18 protein-coding genes are annotated in these 23,592 nt (G+C 50.0%); 7 read left to right on the forward strand and 11 right to left on the reverse strand.

Annotation, left to right across the window (positions count from 1 at the left end; genetic code table 11):
* Positions 1-10 precede the first annotated feature (10 nt).
* The 3 genes from E8E00_RS16000 to E8E00_RS16010 all read right to left on the reverse strand — a co-directional run bounded on the left by E8E00_RS16000 (position 11) and on the right by E8E00_RS16010 (position 4,669).
* Positions 11-1,411, reverse strand: coding sequence for an HlyD family type I secretion periplasmic adaptor subunit (locus tag E8E00_RS16000; RefSeq protein WP_096631935.1), 1,401 nt, complete (start codon positions 1,409-1,411; stop codon positions 11-13).
* A gap of 121 nt (positions 1,412-1,532) precedes the next feature.
* Positions 1,533-2,864: a sigma-54 dependent transcriptional regulator gene (locus E8E00_RS16005; protein WP_096631932.1), complete on the reverse strand. Its 1,332-nt coding sequence runs from the start codon at positions 2,862-2,864 to the stop codon at positions 1,533-1,535.
* On the reverse strand, positions 2,864-4,669 hold the full coding sequence (locus E8E00_RS16010) for an ATP-binding protein (protein WP_096631929.1): 1,806 nt from the start codon (positions 4,667-4,669) through the stop codon (positions 2,864-2,866). Before E8E00_RS16010 ends, E8E00_RS16005 begins: the two co-directional genes overlap by 1 nt.
* 115 nt (positions 4,670-4,784) lie before the next feature.
* On the opposite strand from E8E00_RS16010, the gene pdxH reads away from it, so the two are divergent.
* The gene (gene pdxH, locus E8E00_RS16015; RefSeq protein WP_077479657.1) at positions 4,785-5,423 is read left to right on the forward strand and encodes a pyridoxamine 5'-phosphate oxidase; all 639 of its coding nucleotides are present in this window, start codon (positions 4,785-4,787) and stop codon (positions 5,421-5,423) included.
* A gap of 58 nt (positions 5,424-5,481) precedes the next feature.
* Here the strand turns inward: pdxH and E8E00_RS16020 are convergent, their stop codons facing one another.
* Together E8E00_RS16020 and E8E00_RS16025 are read right to left on the reverse strand one after the other, a co-directional pair.
* Positions 5,482-6,189, reverse strand: a complete 708-nt coding sequence (locus E8E00_RS16020) for a PAS domain-containing protein (protein ID WP_096632761.1) — start codon at positions 6,187-6,189, stop codon at positions 5,482-5,484.
* A gap of 577 nt (positions 6,190-6,766) precedes the next feature.
* The gene (locus E8E00_RS16025) at positions 6,767-8,611 is read right to left on the reverse strand and encodes an SUMF1/EgtB/PvdO family nonheme iron enzyme (protein ID WP_096631927.1); all 1,845 of its coding nucleotides are present in this window, start codon (positions 8,609-8,611) and stop codon (positions 6,767-6,769) included.
* 540 nt (positions 8,612-9,151) lie between these two features.
* On the opposite strand from E8E00_RS16025, the gene E8E00_RS16030 reads away from it, so the two are divergent.
* The 4 genes from E8E00_RS16030 (at position 9,152) to putP (ending at position 15,553) form a co-directional block, all read left to right on the forward strand.
* Positions 9,152-9,925, forward strand: coding sequence for an AraC family transcriptional regulator (locus E8E00_RS16030; RefSeq protein WP_096631925.1), 774 nt, complete (start codon positions 9,152-9,154; stop codon positions 9,923-9,925).
* 232 nt (positions 9,926-10,157) lie between these two features.
* Positions 10,158-13,271: a bifunctional proline dehydrogenase/L-glutamate gamma-semialdehyde dehydrogenase PutA gene (gene putA, locus E8E00_RS16035; RefSeq protein WP_096631922.1), complete on the forward strand. Its 3,114-nt coding sequence runs from the start codon at positions 10,158-10,160 to the stop codon at positions 13,269-13,271.
* Positions 13,272-13,298: 27 nt separating this feature from the next.
* Positions 13,299-14,009 (forward strand): aldehyde dehydrogenase family protein, encoded by a 711-nt coding sequence (locus E8E00_RS16040; protein WP_096631920.1) that lies wholly within the window; start codon positions 13,299-13,301, stop codon positions 14,007-14,009.
* A 47-nt stretch (positions 14,010-14,056) separates the two neighbouring features.
* Positions 14,057-15,553, forward strand: coding sequence for a sodium/proline symporter PutP (putP, locus tag E8E00_RS16045; protein WP_069586781.1), 1,497 nt, complete (start codon positions 14,057-14,059; stop codon positions 15,551-15,553).
* 74 nt (positions 15,554-15,627) lie between these two features.
* Here the strand turns inward: putP and E8E00_RS16050 are convergent, their stop codons facing one another.
* A complete protein-coding gene (locus tag E8E00_RS16050; protein ID WP_096632758.1) occupies positions 15,628-18,468 on the reverse strand; it encodes a two-component regulator propeller domain-containing protein in 2,841 nt (946 codons plus the stop codon).
* Positions 18,469-18,709: 241 nt separating this feature from the next.
* Here E8E00_RS16050 and E8E00_RS16055 point away from each other — a divergent pair, with 241 nt between their 5' ends.
* Positions 18,710-19,393 (forward strand): GntR family transcriptional regulator, encoded by a 684-nt coding sequence (locus E8E00_RS16055; RefSeq protein WP_096631917.1) that lies wholly within the window; start codon positions 18,710-18,712, stop codon positions 19,391-19,393.
* Here E8E00_RS16055 and E8E00_RS16060 read toward each other — a convergent pair.
* Complete coding sequence (locus E8E00_RS16060; RefSeq protein ID WP_096631915.1) at positions 19,385-20,077, reverse strand: HAD-IA family hydrolase; 693 nt, start codon at positions 20,075-20,077, stop codon at positions 19,385-19,387. The genes E8E00_RS16055 and E8E00_RS16060 overlap by 9 nt on opposite strands.
* A 157-nt stretch (positions 20,078-20,234) precedes the next feature.
* On the opposite strand from E8E00_RS16060, the gene E8E00_RS16065 reads away from it, so the two are divergent.
* Complete coding sequence (locus E8E00_RS16065; RefSeq protein WP_096631912.1) at positions 20,235-20,936, forward strand: fumarylacetoacetate hydrolase family protein; 702 nt, start codon at positions 20,235-20,237, stop codon at positions 20,934-20,936.
* Here the strand turns inward: E8E00_RS16065 and E8E00_RS16070 are convergent.
* The 4 genes from E8E00_RS16070 to E8E00_RS16085 form a co-directional block, all read right to left on the reverse strand.
* Positions 20,888-21,454, reverse strand: coding sequence for a DUF1415 domain-containing protein (locus E8E00_RS16070; RefSeq protein ID WP_240531967.1), 567 nt, complete (start codon positions 21,452-21,454; stop codon positions 20,888-20,890). The two genes, E8E00_RS16065 and E8E00_RS16070, sit on opposite strands and share 49 nt — an antisense overlap.
* A gap of 46 nt (positions 21,455-21,500) precedes the next feature.
* Complete coding sequence (locus E8E00_RS16075) at positions 21,501-21,968, reverse strand: CreA family protein (RefSeq protein WP_077454832.1); 468 nt, start codon at positions 21,966-21,968, stop codon at positions 21,501-21,503.
* 101 nt (positions 21,969-22,069) lie between these two features.
* Complete coding sequence (locus E8E00_RS16080) at positions 22,070-22,405, reverse strand: hypothetical protein (RefSeq protein ID WP_096631908.1); 336 nt, start codon at positions 22,403-22,405, stop codon at positions 22,070-22,072.
* Between the two features lie 172 nt (positions 22,406-22,577).
* The gene (locus tag E8E00_RS16085) at positions 22,578-23,255 is read right to left on the reverse strand and encodes a hypothetical protein (protein WP_136588413.1); all 678 of its coding nucleotides are present in this window, start codon (positions 23,253-23,255) and stop codon (positions 22,578-22,580) included.
* Between the last annotated feature and the right edge of the window lie 337 nt (positions 23,256-23,592).

Genomic DNA, 23,592 nt, shown 5'->3' on the forward strand with positions numbered 1-23,592 from the left:
TCAGTCATCCCTATTCCCGTAATGCCGTGTTTTGTGCCCTAACAATAGGATTAATCAGATAATCAAGGACGCTTCGCTTCCCGGTAATGATGTCAACAGACGCGGTCATCCCGGGAATAATCGGCAGTGTTTCTGCGTCACCGATATTGTTTTTCTCGGTGCGTACCTTAACCAAATAAAAACTGTTGCCTTCCTCGTCTTGAATGGTGTCTGCACTGATGGTTTCTAACTGACCGTTCAGGCCACCATACACGGTAAAATCGTAGGCGCTAAACTTCACCACCGCTTCCAACCCGGGGCGCAAAAAGGCAATGTCTTGTGGCGCGATTTTGGCCTCAATGAGCAGGTTGTCTTCCGAAGGAACAATTTCAATAATGTCCATCCCCGGCTGAATCACGCCACCGACGGTGTTGACATGTAACTTCTTCACGGTGCCGTCAACTGGGGAGGTCACCACGGTGCGTGCGACTCTGTCTTGTAGGCTCACTTTTCCCTCTGTCATCGATGCAATTTGCTGTTCGACTTGGTTAAGGGTTTCTTGTTGTTCTGTTCTGAACGTTAACGCGACATCTAAACGCTGGAATACCGCTTCTCGCATTGATGACACCACGGAAGGCAACGATAACTGTGCAGAGGATAGTTCACGTTGGGTATCGTTGAGTTGGCGCTGCAGTTTAATTAAGTCAATTTGAGGCACCACCCCTTCTTCGGCGAGAGGGCGAGTAATGTTGAGCTCTTCTTGTGCGAACGCCAAGCTTTGCTCGAGGTTGTCGATGCGTGACTCGAGCTCGATCAGTTCTTGCTCTTTTTGGCGAATTTTTTGTGCCGTCACGTACAGCTGGTTTTGAATGTTCGATAGCTGCTCTTGATAACTGGCTTGTGCTTGGTTCACGAGCCCCGGACGCGCTGCGGCCAAGTCGCTGGGGACTTGGAGCGGTTGACGATTGAGAATGATGCTGTCGCGCCACTCTTCCAGTGCAGCGGTGTCATTAATTTGTACTGACTCGAGCAATGCGCGAATGCGAATTTCATCGGCGCGCAAGCCATTGAGTTCCTGCTCACGCTCTCGAAAATCCGACCGGAACAGGGTATCGTCGATAAGGATTAAGCGTTGGCCGCGGACGACCGTATCGCCTTCTTTGACCAACAGCTCTTTAACCAGCCCGCCTTCAAGGTTTTGCACCACTTGCAGTTGCGAGGAGGGGATCACTTTTCCTTGCCCGACCGTCACTTTATCGAGTTGCGCTTGGGAGGCCCAGATGGCGGCTGCGATCAGAAACAAAGCGATTGTCCACAACAAGATACGCGCACTTTTTGGCGCGTTTAAGAGCAAAGCCGCTGTTTTATCATCGATGTAATCGAGATGCTCGTCTCTGGGCAATACTGCATGAGACTTATCGCGCCAAGCCATGTCTCTCCCCATGTTAGAAACCGCTCTTAAAAGTCTAGTCTATGCTGCTGATTTTTTACTTTATTTGTCGGTTTTTATGCGAAGCTATGTATCACTGCGCGACGATGATACGAAAGAACCGCTAATGTTGGCTACGTTTGAAATTTTCTTTATCTAACTGGTGTTTGCGCATTTTGTCGTAAAGGGTCTTTCTCGCGAGGCCCAATTCTTGTTGTACGTCTTTTAGTCGACCACCATGTCGTCGCAATGCATCGCTAAGGATCTCAAACTCAAATTGACTGACACGGTCCGTCAGTGTGGGCAATTTAGACTCTGTGGTCGCGGAAGGCGCTTCGTTGTCTAGCCTATCTTCGCCAAGTAGGACCAATCGCTCGGCATAAGCGCGAAGCTCTCGCACATTGCCCGGCCAGCTGTGTGCGCATAAACGTTGTTGTTGTGGTGAAGACAATGTTGGGGCTTCGATGCCATAGCGTGACGCAATGGTTCGAGTAAAGTTCTGAAATAGCGGGATAATGTCATCACAGCGGTCACGCAATGGCGGCATCAAAACGTGGCCAGTCAGGAAGTGTTGACATAATGCGGGATCGAATTGCTCACGTTGTACCCGCTCGGCCAAATCAAACCGTGATGTGACAATAAGGCGAACCTGACTGGTTTGGGGATGCTCAGGATTATCACGCAACTGAATATAGCGATATAACCGTTGCTGAAGAGGGATCGGTAGCGCCTCGATGCCGTCAATTAACAAACAGCCACCGTCTGCAGCATGCAATTTTCCAGCTTTGTTAGCCCAGTGAGGCAACTCGCCGCCAAATAACGTTTGCTCCAGCAAATGGGTAGGCAGCAAGCGGCATTTGAGGGTAATCAAGGGCGTGTTTTGCCATTTGCCATGGTCGTGAATAAAGCGAGCAGCCAGCTCTTTCCCGGTGCCTTTTTCTCCGACTAGTAACACGTCATCGTCTGTTTGCTGATAGTAGCCCAGCTGACGACGGGCGGATTTCACTTGCGGATGGTTGCCTAAAATGCGCGGCCCGGGGCCACTTTGCGCTGCAAGCTCCTTGCGAAGTTCGCGGTTTTCGAGCACCAGAGCACGCTTGTCATACGCGCGTTTTAACACGTCCAACAGATGATCGGTTGAAAAAGGTTTTTCGATAAAATCGTACGCTCCCAGCCGCATGGCTTCGACCGCGGTAGAAATATCACCGTGGCCGGTAAGCATGATCACTTGCATCTCACCATCGAGCGCTAATATCGCTTGCAATAGCTGCATACCGTCCATGACGGGCATATTAATATCGGCGATGATAACGCCTGAGAAGTCGGTGGTCAGGGCCGCTAATGCCTCTTGTGCGGTCGCAAACGCGTTGACCTGCCAGTCATCAAGGCGCAGTGTCTGCGTTATCGCATCGCGGACTGCAGGCTCATCATCGACCACAATCACTGTCGGCTCCATTATTCACTCTCCTTAGTCGGAACGGGCAGACGAATGATCATGATGGTTCCGCCTGTTGGGTTGGTGTTAGCGATAAGTTGACCATGTAGGCTCTCGATGATCCGCGTCGAAATCGTCAGCCCAAGCCCGAGTCCCGTTTCTTTAGTGGTAAAAAAGGGCGTAAAAACCTGTGCCAGTGCTTCACTATCCATGCCTTTACCATTGTCTATCACACGCAGTTCAAGGCGGCTTGCATCGTGTTGAGTCTCAAACCGAATGCAAGGGTCGGGAGTACTCGATACAGCATCAATCGCGTTGGTGAGCAAGTTGACTAATACTTGCTCAAGCAAAATGGCATCAGCGATAACATAAAGAGGGCTTGAGTGTGAGGGAAGCTGTACCGTGATGCCTTGACGAAGCCAGCGGCTTTTGGTCAACGAGACAGCGGCATGAAGTAATGGCACGACATCGAGGGTACCTGTTCGGGTTTGTGATTTTTTTGCGAAGATCTTAAAACGCGCCACAATGTCACTGATCATTTGAATCAATTCGAGCGTTTTCGCCAAATTAGCTTCCACGTCTTGATAGCGTGCTTTGGCCAGTAAGCGCTGACTGTTTTCTGTGTAGGTGCGCATGGCCGCAAGTGGTTGATTGATTTCATGGTTGATCCCTGCAGACATCTCTCCAAGGGTCGCCATTTTGGCGGCTTGTACCAATTCTGATTGTGTTTGTTTGAGCACTTGTTGCGTGCGCTCGTATTGATGAAGGGTGTCACGCAATTGCAGGTTGGACGCTTGCAAAGATTGTGTACGGCGTGCGACTTTACGTTCAAGATTCTGGTTTAATCGTGCAAGCTGGCGCTGAGCAGCAAGACGCTGCCACCATGCTAAGACAATCACAGTGACCAAGAAATAAAACGTGATGAATAGTACGACTGCCTGAAAAACATAAGGGTAAAGGGTGCTGATCGGCGTGAGTCCATAGAGCTGCCAATCTGCTTGGCTGATGGTGTGTGTGGTCATCAGCATTGGCAGACGTGCAGAGGCATCTAGCCCGAGGGAAACCACCGCGTTATCTCCTAACTGGCGAGGATGCTGAAACTGGCTCAGCGGGATAAGCGGGGTGTCGCCATAACGCCTCGAGCGTTGAATACTTTGCTTTTGAGGCGTGGGCAAGGTAGTGAGTGTTTGGTACACCCAGTCTGGGTTAGAGCTGTAAAAAATAACCCCTTGCGGATCGGTCAATAGGTAGTCAAAGGTTTGATATTTCCATACTTGTTCGATAATCGACAGGTCAACCTTGATGACGAGCACTCCCAGTAAACCCTGTTGATTTGAGTCACGGACGGGATAGGAAAAATAATAACCGCGCTTTCCTGAACGACTGCCCAAGGCATAATAAGCGCCTTTTCCCCCTTTTATCGCTTGTTGGTAATAGGGCCTGTACGCATAGTTTTGACCCACAAAAGAGGCTTGGCTCTGCCAATTACTGGCCGCCATCGTGGTCCCTTGTCTGTTCAACAGGTAGACGGTGTCGGCTTCAAGACGCGAGGCCCACCGAACTAATAAACGATTGATCTCTACAACTTGCTGTTTGGGCGCCGAATCAGCTAATAAGGCGACTAAGCGTGGATCGGTGGCGAGGACGGCGGGTAGCTCACTGTATCGAGCCAGCTCGGCAGACAGCTTATCTTCGAGTTGTCGAACATCCTCGCGCATTTGCGCAATTAACTGAAACTTGGTTTCGTTGAAGGTGACAATGCCAACGATCACGGATAAGACCGTGCCGAGTAGGGTCGCCGACAACACAAATTGCGACTTTTTCACCGTCTTGCTCCTTGGCCATTGATCGGAGTCGGTTTAATACCGTACCCGAGAATATCCTTGTCTATCTGGCGCAACCTGCGCAAAATAACGAAAAATGAATGAATTGGAGAATGCAATGGATCTGTCTGACATTCGAAGAGAATATACGCGAGGCGGTCTACGCCGCAATGATTTGCCTGATAGCCCACTACAATTATTTGAACATTGGCTCAAACAGGCCATAGAAACTCAAGTTCCTGACCCTACCGCGATGACGATCGCGACAGTGGATGAAAACGGTCAGCCTTTCCAACGTATTGTGCTGTTGAAAGACTACAGTGACGATGGGTTCGTGTTTTACACCAATCTAGGCAGTCGTAAAGCCTTGCATTTAAAGAACAATAGCCAAATTAGCCTACATTTCCCTTGGCACTTTATTGAGCGCCAAGTGCATATCACCGGCGACGCTGAGCCATTGACTAAAAAAGAGGTGTTTAAATACTTTACCTCCCGTCCCAAGGAAAGCCAGATCGCTGCATGGGCGAGTAAGCAAAGCGAGCGTCTGACAGCGCGCTCCGCCCTTGAAGGTAAATTTATGGAGCTCAAACAGCAATTCGCAAAAGGTGAAGTGCCAGTGCCCACATTCTGGGGTGGCTATCGTGTGAAACCAAAAAGCATTGAATTCTGGCAAGGCGGAGAGCATCGGCTGCACGACCGCTTCTTATACCAGCGCAACGATGACGATCAATGGGATGTTGAACGCCTTGCGCCCTAAGCCAATGTAAGCAATGAAAAGTGCTGCTTTGTGTAGCACTTTCTCTATTCTCAGTACGTTAATCTCGCAACACCACAGATACTTGCTTAGAGAGCAACCGCTCTGGGATCGCAGAGCCGAACCCCAACGCCAACGCGCGTTCAATTAAAGCTGCCTTGGACTCTACACCAAACTTTTCTCGCAGGTGTGCAAAGTGGTTTTCAATCGTCTTTACCGATACCCCTAAAGTTTGCGCAATTAATTGCGGCTTTTTGCCATATAGATGCAGGAATAGCACTTCAGACTCTCGCGCGGTTAAATGGATGTCGGGACGATGTGATGGTGCGTCGAGCGGATGATCCTCTGGATGTGTCACTGCGCGGCATATCCAGTGTCCGACTTCCAAGATCGCCGTGTCACTCAACTCTTGGCCACAAAAAACGACGCCACAGATATTCCCCGCTTCATCGTACCAGGGCGTTTTGGTAAAAAGATGGGCGTACCATCGGCCGTTTGCGTAAGGATGAATATCTAGCACCCGTAGACGTTTGCCTGTTTCCATCACTTGTTTGTCTTGCGCCTGAAATTGATCGGCACAGGCGATGGTTGGGCAGGGCATGTCGTGATCCGTTTTACCAATACACTCTTGAGGGTGCTTGAGCCCCACGAGCCGGCAGTATTCACTATTTGCGTAAACAAACACGGAGTTTTTATCTTTGCATCCCCAGCACCCTGGCAGCTGTTCAAGCATTGAGAGAGAGGGAGGCAGCATGGAAACCGGTTGCATCATAAGGCCTACACGATCGAATGTTATTATTATTGGACGCCATTGTCCGTTTGAACATAAAAAAACAGGCAGGCTTATTTGAGCACAAAAAAATGCCGGCATAAAGCCGGCAAAGACAAGAGTCGCCCTTTCGGGCTGTATCCTGTACGACGTGTAGAAGAGGTTGTCTAAATAACCGAACGAGTCATGAGGGTTGTTGACCGCCCTAGTTATCGTTGACTGCACCTAACAGTGTTAGGATTTACGTAAAAGCATTTATCGGGACAAATACTGTTTACGTTTGCCACTATATCCAGAAGCCTAGACGTTGGGTAGGGGGGATTTGACCCATTGACACAAGATAAAGTGACTTTACTTAAAGATTGTGGTTAAGATCAATCTATGCTGCAAAGTGTAAGTAACTGATAAACGCTTTCTTAACCAGTGTATTGTTCTGCTGTTGATTCGGCTGGGTTATGGACAGTCGTGGTACGTCGGCAAGTCGTACCGTGCGGATGATGCTTACCGATAAAGTAAGCAGAAAAAAAGCCGCTTGAGAAAGCGGCTTTAAGGGACTTAGATACTATCGCTTGTCAGACTAGATTTTTCTGATCACGCGGAAACCAAGGTAATTAGCACTCATGTTTTCGCCGACGTCCAAGCGCTCTGATGCGCGAGCACGTTGCGGTGAAAAGTTCCAAGCACCACCACGGGCAATTGGCTCTTCACTGCTTACCCATTCCCAGACATTTCCGGCTGTGTCATAGACACCAAAGGGGTTGGGCGGGAAGCTTTTAACCGGTGAGGTTCGTGTGTTTGACCATACGGTACCGCTCCAGCCTGTGTTGGCGTTGCCGACACCAATTTCGTTGCCCCACCAGAAATCGCTGTTTGTACCGCCACGGGCCGCCACTTCCCACTGCACATCGTTCGGCAGTGCGTAGTTATGGCCGGTCTGTTGGCTGAGCCATTTGGTATAAGCATTGGCATCTTTCTTGTTCACACAAACAACGGGTGAATCTGCGGCTTGGTCAAAACCAGGCTGACGCCAGTCGGATTCCAAGCTTTGGCTGATCTCACCATTAACCAACATATTACAACCATTACCTTGTTCTGCAGCGGTGACATAACCAGTCGCATTCACAAAAGCATCAAACTGCGCCACGGTGACAGGCGTCGAGCCAATCGCGAACGAGTGGCGTACCGCAACGTTTTCTCGTGCGTCTGGGCCGACTTTGTATTCACCTGCCCCAATAACCACCATTTGCGGGGCTTCAAGGTTATTAGATACAGGGTCAGTAAACTTTTTTCCCGGGCTAGGTGGACGGTTAGGTTGCTCTTCGAGCTTGGCCCAAACGACCTGATCTTTGCCCAGATAAACTTCGCGATTGTATGAGACAAACCCAGGTTTGCTCACCGTCAGTTCATGGGTGCCAACAGGAAGCATCAGTTCAACAGGTGTGCTGCCATAAGACACGTCGTTAATTTTAACGCTGTCGTCATAACGGTTAGAGCGAACAGTGACATTGACCCAGCGTTTTGCTTGTTGCTTATGCTTGGCTTGTTGCTGCGCTTGTGTGGTTTCAACACAGTAGCGATCTTCCAGATCTAACAAGCGACAGGCTGCTGTTTTACCCGGTCGACTGACAAGCTCCGCTTTAATGCGGGTGGTATAGTCGGTGCCACCGGTAAAGCCTGCATCAACCACTTCACTGTTAGTGACGTGAATGTTGAAAGCAACTTTATCGATGTTTTGCTTCACCGCCGCCGATTCGGTGACAAAGTCGGTGACTTGGCCACGGAATTCGCGAATGGCTTGTTGCATTGTCAAGGTCTTACCTTGATTCGCACAAGCGGCAAGCGTCATATTGGGCGCACAGGTGACACTATGGACAACCTCAATGGTGTCTTTTTGTGTCAACTCTTTACGCAAGCGTTCAGCCCGAGCTTCACGCATGGCCTCGTGCAGGTTTTCCAACGTAGTGGCTAATAAAGCCTGCTGGCGTTCTTGCTGCGCGAGCAACTTTTTCTGCTCGATAATCGCTGATTCGTTCGCAGCTTGTTCCTGTTGATGGTTATTAACCTTTTGCCAGGCTTGTTGGTACGCCTGCTGATAAGGACCAATGTCGGTACTTGGGTCAGCAATCAAGTCTTGAAACTTGGCGTCCAGCTGGGCTTTAGCCTCACTGCGCTCGCGTTGCAGTTGACTTAGCTCGTCATCTAACGTGGCGCGTTTAACTAAAAGGTCATCAAGCTTCGCCTGCTGCAGGGCCAGCTCATCGTTTTGAGACTCCAGCACATCTTCTTTTGCGCGAAGTTTCTCAACCAACTCACTGACCGGATCGATGTTATCCGCGGAAGACGCGTTTTCAGCGAACGCCAACTCGGTTAGCAGTAGGGGAGGGAGCGCTAAACATAGCGCCTTTATGTATTTCGTTGTCATAGTTCCCTTGCTTACGCATGTGTCGCAATAATAATACCTATGTCCAAAAAGTAGACTATCACGGAAACCAGTGTTGCCACGCAAACCGTGTTAATTATTTGACGGCAGTCAGCATTCTGCGACGTGATCGGTGCAACTGTGTTCATTGTTTTTAATATCCACGCGAGATTACCTTAAGCGCCGCCGCGCTTCAAATAAGATTGTGTGACGACGCGTGTGACGGAACCATGATCAAGGCCAAGATCGCCATTGATCGCCTCGAAACGATGATCAAGCAAAGAGGTTTTTCATCGCATCGCCTTTAACCGCTTTATAGACAGTAGCTTAGCAGCTGACACTGTCATTGTTTTGTTGTCTTTTTTGTTCTTCTACGCTGATCTATTAATCAAAAATGAGGGATCTTCCGCATTTTTTTAGTCCAAATGACATCGGCCGTAAAAATAGAGGTTCTTGATCATAGTTCCGAAAGATGATGATCGCGTGCTACTGATAATCGTGACAAAATAATGCGACATAGGTTAACGGTGATAGTGACGGTCAATGGTAAAGACGCCGAAAGTGTCTGAAGTGATAGCGTTACCCAGCCAGCAATTGCACCATAGCCATGATTACAAACAAGTGGTGATAGGGCTGCAAGGACAAACGGAATTTGATGTCGGTGGGCGAGGAAGCCTCGTTGGCCCGGGACAGGGGTGCTTGGTAACCGAATCCGAAGAGCACGCCTTTACCGGTGTGGGACGCAATGAAATACTGGTAATTAACTTACCGTATCAAGAATGGGTTGGGCATGCGTCGATGCATGACAATATCGCTCGCCTTTTTGAGCGTGATGCGTATTTTCAGCTCGACACTCAGGCTCAGACCTTAATTAAAGCGTTAACGGCAGAAATGATTGCCAATCCAACCGATTTATTGCTCAGTCGAGCGTGTGCCGACACCCTGATGTGTGTGTTGCACCGCCATTTTCGTGACCACATTTCACCACGACGAGACGGTCATCGGCTCAACATGGATATCATCGACCGCTATATTCACCAACATATGAGTCGCAAGATTACCGTCGCCCAGCTGGCTGGTAGTGTTTTTCTTGCAGAAAGCCAATTCCATCAACTGTTTAAAGAACAGGTCGGGATGACTCCCCACCAATATGTGTTGGAAAAGCGGTTCGCGTTGGCAAAGCAACTGATTAAAGAAAGTGATTTGACGATGGCACAAATCGCTGACAGCTGTGGCTTCTCCAGTCAAAGTGGATTTACCAATGCGTTTTCACGCTATTTTGGCGTCTCGCCCGCAAAGTTTAAGTTGACTCCTTAGCGTTTGTTCACAACGCGATCTCGTGCCTATTTTTATCGTCGCCATGCGTCCTATTTGTTATGGAGGCATGGCGATCGACAGCTTTATTTGTTAATTACCGGAGGATTTTGCAATAATGCCGGAGCTTTTTGTAAGACCCTGACGATAGACCCCGCATAGAATCGATCGCCAAGTAACAATGACGTAACATTTTCCTGCCCGAGTTGGGAAGGACGTGAGTGAGGATACCACTATGTTTAAAGCCATCGATGCTATGCAGCCATCGTTTATCGAGCGTCCGCTAGCGCAGATTTGGTCTGAAATATCGCCACTTTACTGTGTTGATGAAAGTGAATGGCTAACCCAATTGATCCCTCTTGCTGAGCCGTCAGAGACAGAGCGTGAACAAACACGCCACCAGGCGACCAAGCTCATTGAGCAAGTCCGTGCGGATAAGAAAGCCGTGCAAATGATTGATGCGTTGTTGCTGGAATACAGCTTGGACACACGCGAGGGCATTTTGCTGATGTGTCTAGCAGAAGCACTGATGCGCATTCCTGACGCGCATACCGCCGATGCACTCATCCGTGACAAACTTAGCGTTGCCGATTGGAAAGCACACTTGCGTCATTCTGACTCGCTATTCGTTAATGCCTCAACGTGGGGGCTGATGTTAACGGGCAAAGTGGTCACTTTGGATGAGAGCACCGAAGGAAAACCTGCGTCTGTGATCAATCGTTTAGTGAATAAGCTCTCTGAGCCTGTGATTCGTCAAGCGATGCATCAAGCGATGAAAATCATGGGTCACCAATTTGTGTTGGGCCGTGATATCGACGAGGCGTTAAAAAACGGTGAGACGCCGCGTAGCCAAGGCTTTACCTATTCCTTTGATATGTTGGGAGAAGCAGCCCTAACGGCCGACGATGCGCGCAAGTATCTCAATGATTATTTAGAGGCTATTGATGCAGTTGGCGCAGCAAAATCAAGCTACTCAGGACCGTCGCCGTCTGTCTCTATTAAGCTTTCTGCTCTGCATCCGCGTTATGAAGTTGCGAATCAAGATCGTGTGATGACAGAAATGTTTGAGACGGTATTGGTCTTGCTTAAACGTGCACGAGAAAAAGATGTCGCCATCACCATCGATGCAGAAGAAGCCGATCGTCTCGAGCTGTCTCTGGCCTTGTTTGAAAAACTTTATCGCGACGATGCCGTTAAAGGGTGGGGCAAGTTTGGTCTCGTCGTGCAAGCTTATTCTAAGCGTGCGTTACCTGTTATCACTTGGCTAGCGGCGCTCGCTAAAGAACAAGGTGATTTGATCCCAATGCGATTGGTGAAAGGTGCGTATTGGGACAGTGAAATCAAACTGTGTCAGCAAACCGGCCATCATGGCTATCCGGTATTTACCCGTAAAGAAGCCACCGATGTGTCCTATTTGGCGTGTGCGCGTTTCTTACTGAGCGATCATGTGCGTGGCCTCATCTATCCCCAGTTTGCCAGTCATAATGCGCATACTATCGCAGCGATTGCGGCGATGGCGACCCATCAGGATTTTGAATTCCAACGCCTGCATGGCATGGGCGACGCCTTGTATAACCATGCCAAAGGCCTATTTAATAGTGATGTACGTATTTATGCACCGGTGGGAAGCCACAAAGACTTGCTGCCCTATCTTGTCCGCCGTCTGCTAGAAAACGGTGCCAACAGCTCTTTCGTTCACCGTCTCGTTGATGCACGTTGCCCTATTGAGGATCTGATTGCCAGCCCTGTCGATATCTTGCGAGGGCATGCGACGCTGCACAATGATCGCATTCCGCTGCCGAGTGAGATTTTCGGAGCGACCCGTCAAAACTCCCAAGGCGTTGCGACGGATATTGCGTCTGAATGGCAACCATTCACCGATAGCGTTGCGCCCTTTATGGGAGATTACCAATGGCAAGCCGGTCCGATTGTGAATGGTGAACGACCATCAGGCGATAGCCACGCTGTGCATGCTCCTTATGATCGCAACGAAGTGGTAGGGCGTGTGGATTGGGCTACGGCTGAACAGGTTAACCAAGCGCTGGATAATGCGGCGAACGCTTTCCCTGAATGGCAAAAAACCGATGTAAGCGAGCGTGGTAAGTACTTACTAGACCTTGCTGATAAACTAGAAGCGAATTTAGGCGAGTTGGTGGCTATATGTCACCGAGAAGCAGGGAAGACTATTCACGACAGTATCGATGAAGTGCGCGAGGCGGTTGACTTCTTGCGTTACTACCCGCAGCAAGCGATGGAACTCCAGGCGGCTCCGTTTAGTTACCAAGGCTTTGATGGTACCCAACAATCGGTGAGTTATCACGGACGCGGTGTCTTCACCTGTATCAGCCCATGGAACTTCCCATTGGCGATTTTCTTGGGGCAAGTGAGTGCCGCTCTGGTTGCAGGAAATACAGTGGTTGCTAAGCCTGCAGAGCAAACCTCGATCATTGCTTACCGCGCTATCGAGTTGTTGCTTGAAACCGGGCTCCCTGCGGGCGTTATTCAACTCTTGCCGGGTAGTGGACCTGTGGTGGGTGCCCCCTTGACGCAAGATGCGCGTATCGCGGGTGTGGCCTTTACGGGCTCGACGCCAACGGCGCAGCGTATTACGCGTACCTTGGCAGAGCGAGATGCCGACCCTGTGCCTGTGGTGGCAGAAACCGGCGGTCAAAATGCCATGATCGTCGACAGCACCGCCTTACCCGAGCAAGTCGTTCGTGATGTATTGCGTTCAGCATTTGCGTCGGCGGGTCAGCGTTGTTCGGCACTTCGCGTGCTTTATATCCAAGAAGATATCGCCGATCGAGTGATTAGCTTGATCAAAGGCGCAATGGCTGAACTGTCTGTTGGACGCCCAGAATTGCTGTCGACGGATGTTGGTCCAGTCATAGATCAGACCGCGAAAGACAAGTTGTTCGCGCATATCGAACAAATGAAACGCAGTGGCAAGTTAGTCACGCAAGTTGCGCTCTCTCCTGAGTGTGACCAAGGAACCTTTGTGCCGCCAACGGCCTTTGAGATCCGGAGCATCGATCAGCTCAGTGAAGAGCACTTTGGTCCCATTCTTCACATTGTGCGCTATCGCGCTGAAGAGTTGGACAAGGTGATTGATGACATTAACCGTACGGGCTTTGGCCTGACGATGGGCGTACATAGCCGCAATGAAACCACCTGTGCGCATATTGAACACCGTGCACGTGTTGGCAACTGTTACGTCAACCGTGACCAAGTTGGAGCTGTGGTTGGTGTTCAGCCATTCGGCGGTCGTGGTTTATCAGGCACTGGCCCGAAAGCCGGTGGCCCGCATTACTTGTATCGCTTCACTCAAGCGACGGTGAATGCCCAATAAGTCGGTTGAAAGGATCAGGAGAGAAAAATGAACCAATTAAATAGCATCATTGAGCAATCTGAAGCGGTATGGGAAGACTGGAACGATCAAGGTGTCGCAGGCCGTATCGCGCTATTGCAGCGTTGGTCTGACACAGTGTCAGCACGAGGTGAAGCCTTTGCAGACGCAGCAAAAATGATTCGATTTCAGTGTGATAGTGCCGAGCGTTTGCTCGATAAAGTACACGAGTTACCTGGCCCAACCGGGGAAACCAACGAGCTGTATACCGTTGGTCGCGGGACGTTTGCTATCACAGGTGATGCGTCGTTGACGCATGTCGCACTGTGTGGGCAGTTAGCGGCTGCGTTGGTGGCAGGTAATTGTGTGGTGGTGAGTGTAGAGGGCACTCACACCGATATGGCGGATGCCGTGTTGGCCGATTTGGTCAAAGCAGGGTGTCCGGACAGGGTGGCCATTCGTGTTGACCTTGATACCAACGCGCCGCTCTTGGCGCATCCCAATATTGTGGGTTTAGCGACGACAGGCACGCTTACACACGTACGTGATGTCAATCGTCAGCTTGCACAACGACAGGGTGTGATTGCAGCACTGGTCGCAGAGTCCGATACCCAGCTGTATCCGGTTATCGGCGCGCCTGACTATGTGCTGCGCTTTGTGACCGAGCGCACCCGCACAATTAATATCACTGCTGTAGGTGGTAATGCCACGCTTCTGGAACTCGGCAGTGGTGAACATTAACTTTCCAGAGATGGCCCCGGAAGGGGCCATGTAATTGAGGGACAGATATGATAGACAATAGCTATGCCATCAGTGCCACGTTTCTTGCATATCTCATACTGATGCTTGTCATTGGTATATATGCGTATAAACGTACCTCCGACTCCGAGGATTATTTTCTCGGTGGCCGCTCATTAGGTCCTTGGCCTGCGGCACTGTCGGCCGGTGCGTCAGATATGAGTGGTTGGTTGCTGCTTGGCCTTCCTGGCTATGCCTATGCGGCTGGAATGGAATCACTTTGGTTAGCAGGCGGTTTGCTGTTGGGGACCTACCTCAACTGGCTGATTTGTGCCAAGCGCTTGCGTACGTACAGTATTGAAGTCGACAATGCATTGACATTGCCTGAGTTCTTCTCGCGTCGCTTTGAAGATAAGTCAAAGCTTCTGCAAACGATCTCGGCCTTCTTCATTTTGCTTTTCTTCCTTTTCTACACCAGTTCAGGCTTGGTGGCGGGTGGTAAACTCTTTACTACCGTCTTTGGCTTTGATTACACCACCGCGGTTGTGATTGGCACGATTTGCGTTGTGTCCTATACCTTGTTTGGTGGTTTCTTAGCCGTCTCTTGGACCGACTTGGTTCAGGGGCTATTAATGGCGGCAGCCCTACTGATTGTGCCCTTTGTTATTATGGATGGCAGTGTCTTCAAACTGGGCAATGATGTGGCCGCGATCAATCCTGAGCTGATGACACTCTGGCGCGATGTTAACGGTGAGCCGCTGACGTGGATTAGCATCATCTCATTAGCTGCTTGGGGCTTGGGTTACTTCGGTCAGCCTCATATCTTGGCCCGTTTCCAAGCGACGCGTTCAAACAAAGACATCACCACAGCGCGTCGTATCGCGGTGGGTTGGTCTGCGTTGTCGATGTTTGGTGCGGTGTTGATCGGTTTGGTTGGGATTTTGTACGTACAAAATGACATGACCGGTGATTTGAAAGACGGCGAGAAAATTTTCATGCTGTTGGTGAATGCTGCTTTCCATCCCGTCATTGCGGGTATTCTGTTAGCTGCTATTTTGGCTGCGATCATGAGTACCGCCGATTCACAGCTACTGGTTTCTTCATCGGCATTGGCAGAGGATTTCTATAAGCAAGTATTCCGTCCTGACGCGTCCACACAAGAAGTGGTGATGGTAGGTCGTGGTGCTGTGATCTTGCTTTCTGCGATTGCGCTGGGGCTTGCGATGGATCCAGAAAGTTCGGTACTCGGCTTGGTCTCATATGCGTGGGCAGGCTTTGGTGCTGCCTTCGGTCCGGCCTTGCTCCTGAGCCTTTTCTGGCGTGGAATGAACCGTAACGGTGCACTTGCTGCCATCTTGATTGGTGGTATCACCGTGGTTGTTTGGAAGCAGATGTCGGGTGGCATCTATGATTTGTATGAAATCGTCCCAGGTTTCTTCTTGGCTGGTCTAGGTGCGATCATCATCAGTAAACTGACCGGTGGTCCAAGCGAGTCTGTCTCTAAGCAATTTGAAGGATACGAGAAAAGCCTAGATACCATGGCGTAATCGTTGACGGCATGAGGCTGTAATGAACCATGAACAAGGGAGCGTCAAACGCTCCCTTTTTTGATCTCATCGCTCTACCGAGCAACCGGCTCACTCTTGCTTTGGCGGACACAATTGCGGCCATCGCGTTTCGCTTTATACAGCGCCTGATCGGCGCGTTTTAGACCATCGACATAGTCACTGGCTTGCTGATTACCCGCCATGCCAATGCTGACCGTAATCGAGAGCGTGGTGTCAATATCAGACAGGTCTAGCGCTGCGATTTGGCGACGCAGGTGGTCGAAATAGCTGAATCCGTCGGCAACGCTGCCAGCAAACAGCAGAGTAAACTCCTCGCCTCCCCAGCGTGCCACATGGCGTAAGTGTTTTTGTTCTTGATTTAAAAACGCACCAACACGTTGAATAATCAGATCGCCCACTAAGTGGGAGTAATGATCATTAATCCGTTTGAAGTGGTCAATGTCCAGAATAGCGACCTGCAATGGCTCGCCAGATTCACGTGCTTGGTCAAAGGCATGATGCCAATATTCATCAAACGCACGACGATTCGCCAGCCCGGTGAGAGGGTCTTCTTTGGATAACCGCTCAAAGTCATCGGCTTGCGCTTGAAGCGCCTGCGTTTTCTCTTTGACCAGGGCTTTCAGCTGCAATTGCTTTTGTTGTAAGCGTTGAATACGCCATAAAAAGATGCCGTACGCTGCGCTCACAAAAAGAAAAAAGCCAAGTGCGCGTATGTCCGAACGTTGCCACAACGAAGGCTCTAAGGTGAACTGGTAACGCAATACATCGTCACTCCATTCCCCATAAGGGTAGCGAGCACTTACTTTAAAGGTATAAATCCCCGGTGACAGGTTAGTGTATTCCGCATCATGACTCTCGTGCCGGTAGGCCCAATCAAGCTCAAACCCCTCCAACTGGGTACGGTATTGGATTTGTTCTGGCATCGAATAGCCGAGCGCAGCGTAAGAAAAGAGGACGCGATTGGTACCCGCTGGCGCAATATCATTGGCTTCGGGGTTAATATCTTTACCATCAAATTGGACTTGCTGCATCACAATAGGCAGTGGGCGACTGAGCAATCGCGCAATTCTATCCGGACTCACACTGGCCACGCCTTTGGCGGTTGCAAACAGTAAGGTGCCGTCTGGTGTTATCGTCGCTGCGGGTGACGAGCCGCCATTGGCTTGGTTATTCGCCATGCCATCGCTTTGATCATAATGCTCAAAATCGATGCGTTGGCGCGTACCGTCGGCCACTTGATGCGCTTGTTGATAGTTAATGCGCCAAATACCACGGTTACTCGACAACCAAAAATTATCGCTATCATCTTTGATGATTTGGAAAAATTTATCGATCGGTAAGCCCTGTGGACGACCAACAAGCGCAAGGCTTCCATCGGCTTGCGAGTAACGAATCACGCCCCGGTCGGTTGCCATCCAAACAAATCCCGGCTCAATATAAAAGCCAAAGACATACTGAGCTTGCTCTTGTTGTGAGAGATCAAGTGTGTGGAGTTGACCCGCTTCAATATAGCTAACCCCGCGTCCGGTTCCTACCCAGACTTTACCTTGTTCGTCGCTCGCCAATGCCATGACATAACTGCCGGGCATATCGCTATTCTGGCTATCATAAAGCTGGGCTAGGGTCCCCTGATTGAGCTTTGCCAATCCGCGAGGAGTACCAACCCATAAGGTGTTATCAGGCCTTTCTAAAATCGCTCGGACTTCATCATCGGGCAAGTGGCCATTGATGCCGCGCGGCGTATGCAGCGAGCCGTTTTGCCAAACCTGAAGTCCATGCTGATAGGTTCCCACCCAGAGTCCACCTTGACGGCGATGGGCAAGACTGAGCACCGACACATTATCTGTTAGTATTCGAGCACTACCATGCTGTGTATCTATCTGGCTAAGCCCCTCACTCGCGCCTACCCAAACGTGATGGTCTTGGCCTGCTAAGACGGTACGCACGTAATTTCCTGCCAACCCTTGGTCTGCGGTCAGGGTGACAAAGGGGGCATAGCGTAAACGCATGACCCCGCCGTTAGTGCCAATCCAAATACTGCCTTCGCTGTCTTCAAACCAAGATAAAATGCGATTGTTCGGCAGCCCTCGATGATTGTCGAGAAAGTCGAGTTCGCCATCGCTCAAGTGGGCAACACCACGGCTCAGCGTGCCAAACCAATAAGCCCCCTGACTGTCTTGTTCTACCAGAGTGACGGCTTGGTTAAGCAAGGCGCCATCGAGAGGTGTCCACCGCTGTTGTTGATAGCGCCAAGCGCCATGCTCAGAGCCGACGAGAAGAGCACCATCGTTAGCCGTGGCGACGTAGAATACTTTTTCGAACAGGTTATGATGAGAGATGGGCGTGGCACCCTGCTGCGCCGACAAGAGATAAACCCCTTTCTCTGTGGCGGCATAGATGTGCTTGTTGGGCGCTAACGCGAGACGATAACTACTGATTGTCTCGATAAAGTGTGTGGGTTGGGGAGTAGGCATTTGCAACTGTTCAGCCGAGTAATAGACAACGCCCATGCCTTCGATAGCGAGCCAGAGGCCGCCGTCAGCGTCACGCAGAATATCGTTCACTAAACTGGGTGCAGTCGGTAAAGCGTGCCATGAAAACCCTTGTCGCATCACCACACTGCCGCGTGCGCCACCCGCGTAGAGTTCATTTTTGGGACCAACCGCGAGTGCGCGGGTGCCGGAATCTTGCATTCGGGTTTTGGGACCGCGATCGAAAAGAACAAACTCTAGCCCGTTATAACGGGCAATACCTTCCCACGTTGCGAACCACAGGTAGCCATCTGTGGTTTGTTCAATCGCGTTAATGCTATTGTGAGGCAGGCCACTTGCAGAGGTCCACGTTTCGATAAAATAATCGGATAGCTGGTTATCATCGGCGTGACTTTGGGTCATCAAGCTGAGAGAAACGAATAGCCAACTACACACGAAAAGTGTGAATGTGTGGCATGGTCTAATCCTTGATAAAGCCTGCTTAATCCGTTGGCACATCTTTTGTTCTTGTTTGCAATTCCGAGTAGACTGGCGATTCTATCTTAACCTATGTCTAGTTCTGGCACCTTGAGGTCAGGTTTTAATAGGCAAGTTGAGAAAGATCACATAAGAAACGCAAACCTTGGCTAGGCGTATTAATTCAATGATGCAGTTTATGGCGATCCGCCAGCAACTCTTAGAGCAAATCAACAGTGGTCAACTTGACCCCGGGCAAAAGCTGCCTTCAGAGCGGCAGTTAGCGGAAGCCTTCCATACGACGCGCGTCACTTTGCGTGAAGCACTCGCGGTTTTAGAAGCAGAAGGGCGTATCTACCGGCTTGATCGGCGAGGTTGGTTTATTGCGCCGAATCCTTGGCGGTATAACCCCAGTGACTTGATAGACTGGACGACTGATTTCGCCGCACAAGGCGGACAGTTTGCGATTCAAAAAGAAACGACGACGCTAGCCAGTGCAGAAATGAGCCAACAGATGCACTTGCCACCCTTTAGTGCGATCTATCAAGCAGAAGGCGTTGTCTCGTCAGTGGGCGTACCTGTGGGGTATGTTCGCACTTACTTACAACCTGACTATTACCCACAATATCAGCAGCAGACGATGAGCGAGAAATTGTCTGCCAATGTAACCATTCATCAATGTCACTGGACCAGCCGTTGGGAAGCCTTAGAAGGGGCGCCGATGGCGGCACTCAATGTAGCGGTTGGTACACCCGCATTGAAATTGGAGCGGCATTGGTTGATTGAGCGCGCGGGTCAATTACAGGCCATTCGTGTCGACGAAGAATGGTGGCGCCAACATGCAATTGCGCTGAGCAGCCATTCACGGTGAGATCGCCACATACGCCTTTGAAAACAATTGCCTAAGCCCTTCGGCTGAATATTCACGATGCACCAATGGGTGGGTTGTGGTGAGTGCGTTTGGGTTAGCGTTAAAGTGTATGGTGCGCATGTTGGCGTTAATACCCGCTTGAATGCCGCGATTGGTATCATCAATAAAAATGCACTGTTGAGACGGGCATGCCATATTCATGGCAGCATAATGAAGCAAGTCCGGCGCAGGTTTCCAGCTGTTGGTATCAAAGGCGCTAAAGAGTCGGTTTTCAAAATAAGGCATTAAGCCGGTGAGGGTTAGTGCATGCGCCATCTTTTCGGTCGGCCCATTGGAGGCAACACACATCTCGATGCCTTGGGTGGCCAGCGTTTTTAGCACTTCTTCAATGCCTGCAGTGGGCTGTAAAGATTGTTCAAACAGCTGGTGGCATAAGGTACGGTACCTGGGTTCTAATTGGTCGATAGGGAGTTGCACGGCATAGCGCTCACAGGTTTGACGCAACACGTCGGTGAGTTTGCCACCCTCAAAATGATCCAATGATTCTTGCAAGTCAATTGCCACGCCGAAAGACGCAAATGTAGCAACTAAGGCTTGGTGAGACAGTTGCTCTGAATCAACCAAGGTGCCGTCGCAGTCAAAGATAATGCAGGCAATTGGTTCTTCTAAGGTAAAGTGCTCCATATTGGCTCCCTTGTGTGCCTTGCTTTATCGTTAGCGCTGAGTTGAAAATCAACAAGTCAGCGACCTTTGAAATGCTAACTCTGTCTTGCAATCTGTATTAATTCGTTATCAAAATTGGTCAGGGATCGACTTTTAATCGCCAAGGAACCACAAGGACATGGACTATCAACACCAATGGATAAACGGGAATGTGATCACACTCCCAGTCGGACAGGTTTATTGTGTCGGGCGAAATTACGCGGCGCATGCGGCGGAACTCAATAATCCGCTTCCAGAACAACCGGTGATTTTTATCAAGCCGCCAAACACGATCCAACCGCTCGGTCACGCTCTGACGTTGGCAGAGAAGTTTGCGCCGGTGCATTTTGAAACCGAGCTAGCAGTTCTGATCACCCAGCCGTTGTATGAGGCAACACCGTCGGAGGTACAATCAGGTCTGGGGGCGATGGCGTTGGGACTGGATTTAACACGACGTGACCAACAAAGTTACCTAAAAGCAAAGGGGTTGCCTTGGGAGAGGGCAAAGGCATTTGCGGGCAGCGCGCTGATAACCCCCTTTGTGGCAACCCCAAAGAACTGGGACGATGTTTTCTTTTCACTGGCGATTAATGGCGAAATTCGGCAGCAAGGCCATACGGCACACATGCTGACATCAGTGGTGCCACTTATTGCACATATAAGTGATACCTTCCCGCTACGTCCTGGGGATGTGGTGTTTACTGGCACCCCTGAAGGGGTTGGTCCCCTTGCTAATGGGGACGAGTTAACCTTGCGTTTAGGGGAGTGCGATTTGGGTGAAACGCACGTCGTTTATGCGTCTTCGTCAGTGGATAACCACGGAAACAACGCGGCTCGCTGAGAGGCAGTGAGTGCAGAGACACAGGCGATATTGCGCGCCGGAATCGTCTCTGGATCCTGACCGTAATGTGCAAGTGCTCGCGACATACTGTCTTCACGGATCAAGTGAAAGCACGGATAAGGCGCACGATTGGTGAGGTTCTCTGCATCATCAGGTTCACAACCATCAAAGCAATATTGCGGATGAAAGCTGGCGAGCTGGAAAGTCCCTCGCCAACCAAAATGGTCGATAAGATTCTCGGCCATCGACAGCACATCAAGATAATGTTCAAAATCATGGAGTGCGTTCGGGACGACGAGAACGGTCGTGTCTGTGATCGCCGGATCCGTCTGCGCCAAGTCGGTGAGTGCTTGGTATACGGCTTCAAGAATATCTGCATCGTCACATGCGGTGCAGATATCTATTTTGATTTGTTGATTTCGGCGCGGTTTGGCAGCAAAGGGACACAGGTTTAACCCGATAACCACTTCATCTAACCACGCCGCGATACGAGATTCTACCGTTTTCATCGCGAGCATCTTTAGTCTATTGGCCCGCTATGGTAGCCGCTTATTCAGTGAATTGTTAGCCTTTTTGAGGCGATAACTGATACGCCTTGGTTCCCCATAATGGGACGGTCGACAAGCTATGCTTAAAGCTGCCAGAGGTTTCTTTGGTGGAATAGGACAGGTACATCAAAGTTTGGTTTTTGGCATCGTAAATACGACGGATCTTCATAGACTTAAAGAAGATACTTTTTGATTTACGGAACACCACTTCACCGGAGTCGCTTTTATCAATTTGCGCGATCATCTCGGGCGTAATCTCACCGGTTTGTCGACAAGAGATCGCACTGTCGCTGGGATCAGCAAAGCTGAGGTCGGCTTCTACCGAGGCGACATGGCAGGTGACGCCGGTAACGATAGGATCAACCAAGTGATTGAGTTTGATATCTTTCATGGTGAACATGCCTAAACTCACATCGCCCACCTCGCTGTTATCACAGCCGGATAACATCACACTAAATGCCACGAGGCAAAGTACTTTTTTCATAACTGTTTTGTGTTTTGCCTGAATAAATGTTGGCAAACAGTCTAACACAGTCTGGTTTCTGTGTGTTTTTACGCCAAATGAATAAGGTGGGAAATGATGACTTACTCTCGAAATTGCGCGTCACCATCTTTACTGGATAGCGATTTGGGCTCAAAGGTGAGGAGCACATCTGCGGCGTCACAGTAGCTACCGGTTTCCGCAAAGGCCTCTCGTGCCGCCGCAATTTTGCGTTCAGCAATACGGCGGACTTTTTTGTCGTTGTCCTGATCGCTAAATGTCATCTGCTGATTGAACATCTCGCGACTAAAGGTGGTTTTACAAATAGACTCGTTTTTTTCGGTCACCACTTGGCCCGTGTTAGCTGGGGTGTCGGACTCGGGTTGGGCATACACACAAAACGATAACAACGCCAACAAGGCGAAAAACGACTTAGCCATATATGAGTTCCTTAATCTATTCGCTCTAATAATAGCATTAAGCCGGGATGTCGACTATCGCCGACATGTTCGTCTAGCTAGTTCATCAGTTTGGTGTTTGAGCAAACATAAAAAAAGCGACCCGTTGGCCGCTTACATTTTGTGTCGCTTATTCCGCTTAGGTTTATTGCGGTTACAGCGGGAGATCGTTCTCAGATACGGGGTGAGATAATTGCGTCTCGTCGATCGTTTGGGCGCGACGTGCTTCAAACCAATAGCCGAGTGCCGCGAGCCAAATCATGGCATACGCCATCAGCTCAGTGCTTTCTTCCGCAATGCTTTTCACATCACGCACGTAGTTGGCGCCCATTGCTTGCTCCCAAAGCTCGCCCATGCCAAACAAACGCGAGTAAACGAGTAACAGCGCTAAGGCGACCATCAGTACGGGAGCGAATTTAGATGTGACGATTCTTGCCAGACTCTCAGCCGTTTCACGCCAGTTTTTGGCTGCTGGCCAAAGAGCGAGTGCCGTGACGGTGAGCGCCGGGATTTTCCAAAAACCGTGGAAAACCATGTCTAATGTTGCATCAAGCTCACGGATCATCAGGACTAAGAAAAAGGCGCTCATTAGCGACGCTGCCGAGTTGTATGCGCAATGTACATGGGCGATTCGCCGAAAAGTAAATACGGACGCGGCGAGTAATATAAGCTGGGAAAGCTCAATCAGTGACGCCTCAGAGGCAACGTTATGGGCGGCGACGCTGTAATGAATAATGCCAGCGATAGCCGCAAAATAAAGCGCAATGGCTAGGAATTGCCCGGCACCATGAAACACGGTCCGAACGGGGGATGAAACCTGTGCCAATTTCATATCAACCTCAGATGCTCGAATACAAGTAGTCCGTCCGATGGGAAACGCTAGCGGCACAACTGTGACGTTAGTCTCATTAATTTGTCCGTCGCGACGGATATTACGGCGGGATTCATAAAATCGCAATAATTATGTGAGCAACGTCACTTTTTGTTCAGGGTCTAGACAGGTGATGAGCGTTATTTACAGTGTAAATAGTGTTATGTTGCCAAGGCTCACTTGCGAGAAAAGAGTAAGGAGGACATTAAATAATTGTTTTATATCAGCATTATCAGGAATAACGATCGCTTTGTTTCTAGTGTTTTTATACACTAGCGTTAAATTCGTTGGACAAGGA

The organism is Salinivibrio sp. YCSC6 (assembly GCF_004916735.1).
In the GTDB taxonomy this organism is placed as follows: Bacteria; Pseudomonadota; Gammaproteobacteria; order Enterobacterales; family Vibrionaceae; genus Salinivibrio; species Salinivibrio proteolyticus.

Coding starts and splice junctions, on each gene's coding strand:
- putA (WP_096631922.1), top strand. CDS start 10,158: ATGTTTAAAGCCATCGATGCTATGCAGCCATCGTTTATCGAGCGTCCG.
- E8E00_RS16005 (WP_096631932.1), bottom strand. CDS start 2,864: ATGGAGCCGACAGTGATTGTGGTCGATGATGAGCCTGCAGTCCGCGAT.
- putP (WP_069586781.1), top strand. CDS start 14,057: ATGATAGACAATAGCTATGCCATCAGTGCCACGTTTCTTGCATATCTC.
- E8E00_RS16080 (WP_096631908.1), bottom strand. CDS start 22,405: ATGGCTAAGTCGTTTTTCGCCTTGTTGGCGTTGTTATCGTTTTGTGTG.
- E8E00_RS16065 (WP_096631912.1), top strand. CDS start 20,235: ATGGACTATCAACACCAATGGATAAACGGGAATGTGATCACACTCCCA.
- E8E00_RS16020 (WP_096632761.1), bottom strand. CDS start 6,189: ATGCAACCGGTTTCCATGCTGCCTCCCTCTCTCTCAATGCTTGAACAG.
- E8E00_RS16055 (WP_096631917.1), top strand. CDS start 18,710: ATGATGCAGTTTATGGCGATCCGCCAGCAACTCTTAGAGCAAATCAAC.
- E8E00_RS16030 (WP_096631925.1), top strand. CDS start 9,152: ATGGTAAAGACGCCGAAAGTGTCTGAAGTGATAGCGTTACCCAGCCAG.
- E8E00_RS16025 (WP_096631927.1), bottom strand. CDS start 8,611: ATGACAACGAAATACATAAAGGCGCTATGTTTAGCGCTCCCTCCCCTA.
- E8E00_RS16070 (WP_240531967.1), bottom strand. CDS start 21,454: ATGCTCGCGATGAAAACGGTAGAATCTCGTATCGCGGCGTGGTTAGAT.
- E8E00_RS16050 (WP_096632758.1), bottom strand. CDS start 18,468: ATGACCCAAAGTCACGCCGATGATAACCAGCTATCCGATTATTTTATC.
- pdxH (WP_077479657.1), top strand. CDS start 4,785: ATGGATCTGTCTGACATTCGAAGAGAATATACGCGAGGCGGTCTACGC.
- E8E00_RS16060 (WP_096631915.1), bottom strand. CDS start 20,077: ATGGAGCACTTTACCTTAGAAGAACCAATTGCCTGCATTATCTTTGAC.
- E8E00_RS16085 (WP_136588413.1), bottom strand. CDS start 23,255: ATGAAATTGGCACAGGTTTCATCCCCCGTTCGGACCGTGTTTCATGGT.
- E8E00_RS16000 (WP_096631935.1), bottom strand. CDS start 1,411: ATGGCTTGGCGCGATAAGTCTCATGCAGTATTGCCCAGAGACGAGCAT.
- E8E00_RS16040 (WP_096631920.1), top strand. CDS start 13,299: ATGAACCAATTAAATAGCATCATTGAGCAATCTGAAGCGGTATGGGAA.
- E8E00_RS16075 (WP_077454832.1), bottom strand. CDS start 21,968: ATGAAAAAAGTACTTTGCCTCGTGGCATTTAGTGTGATGTTATCCGGC.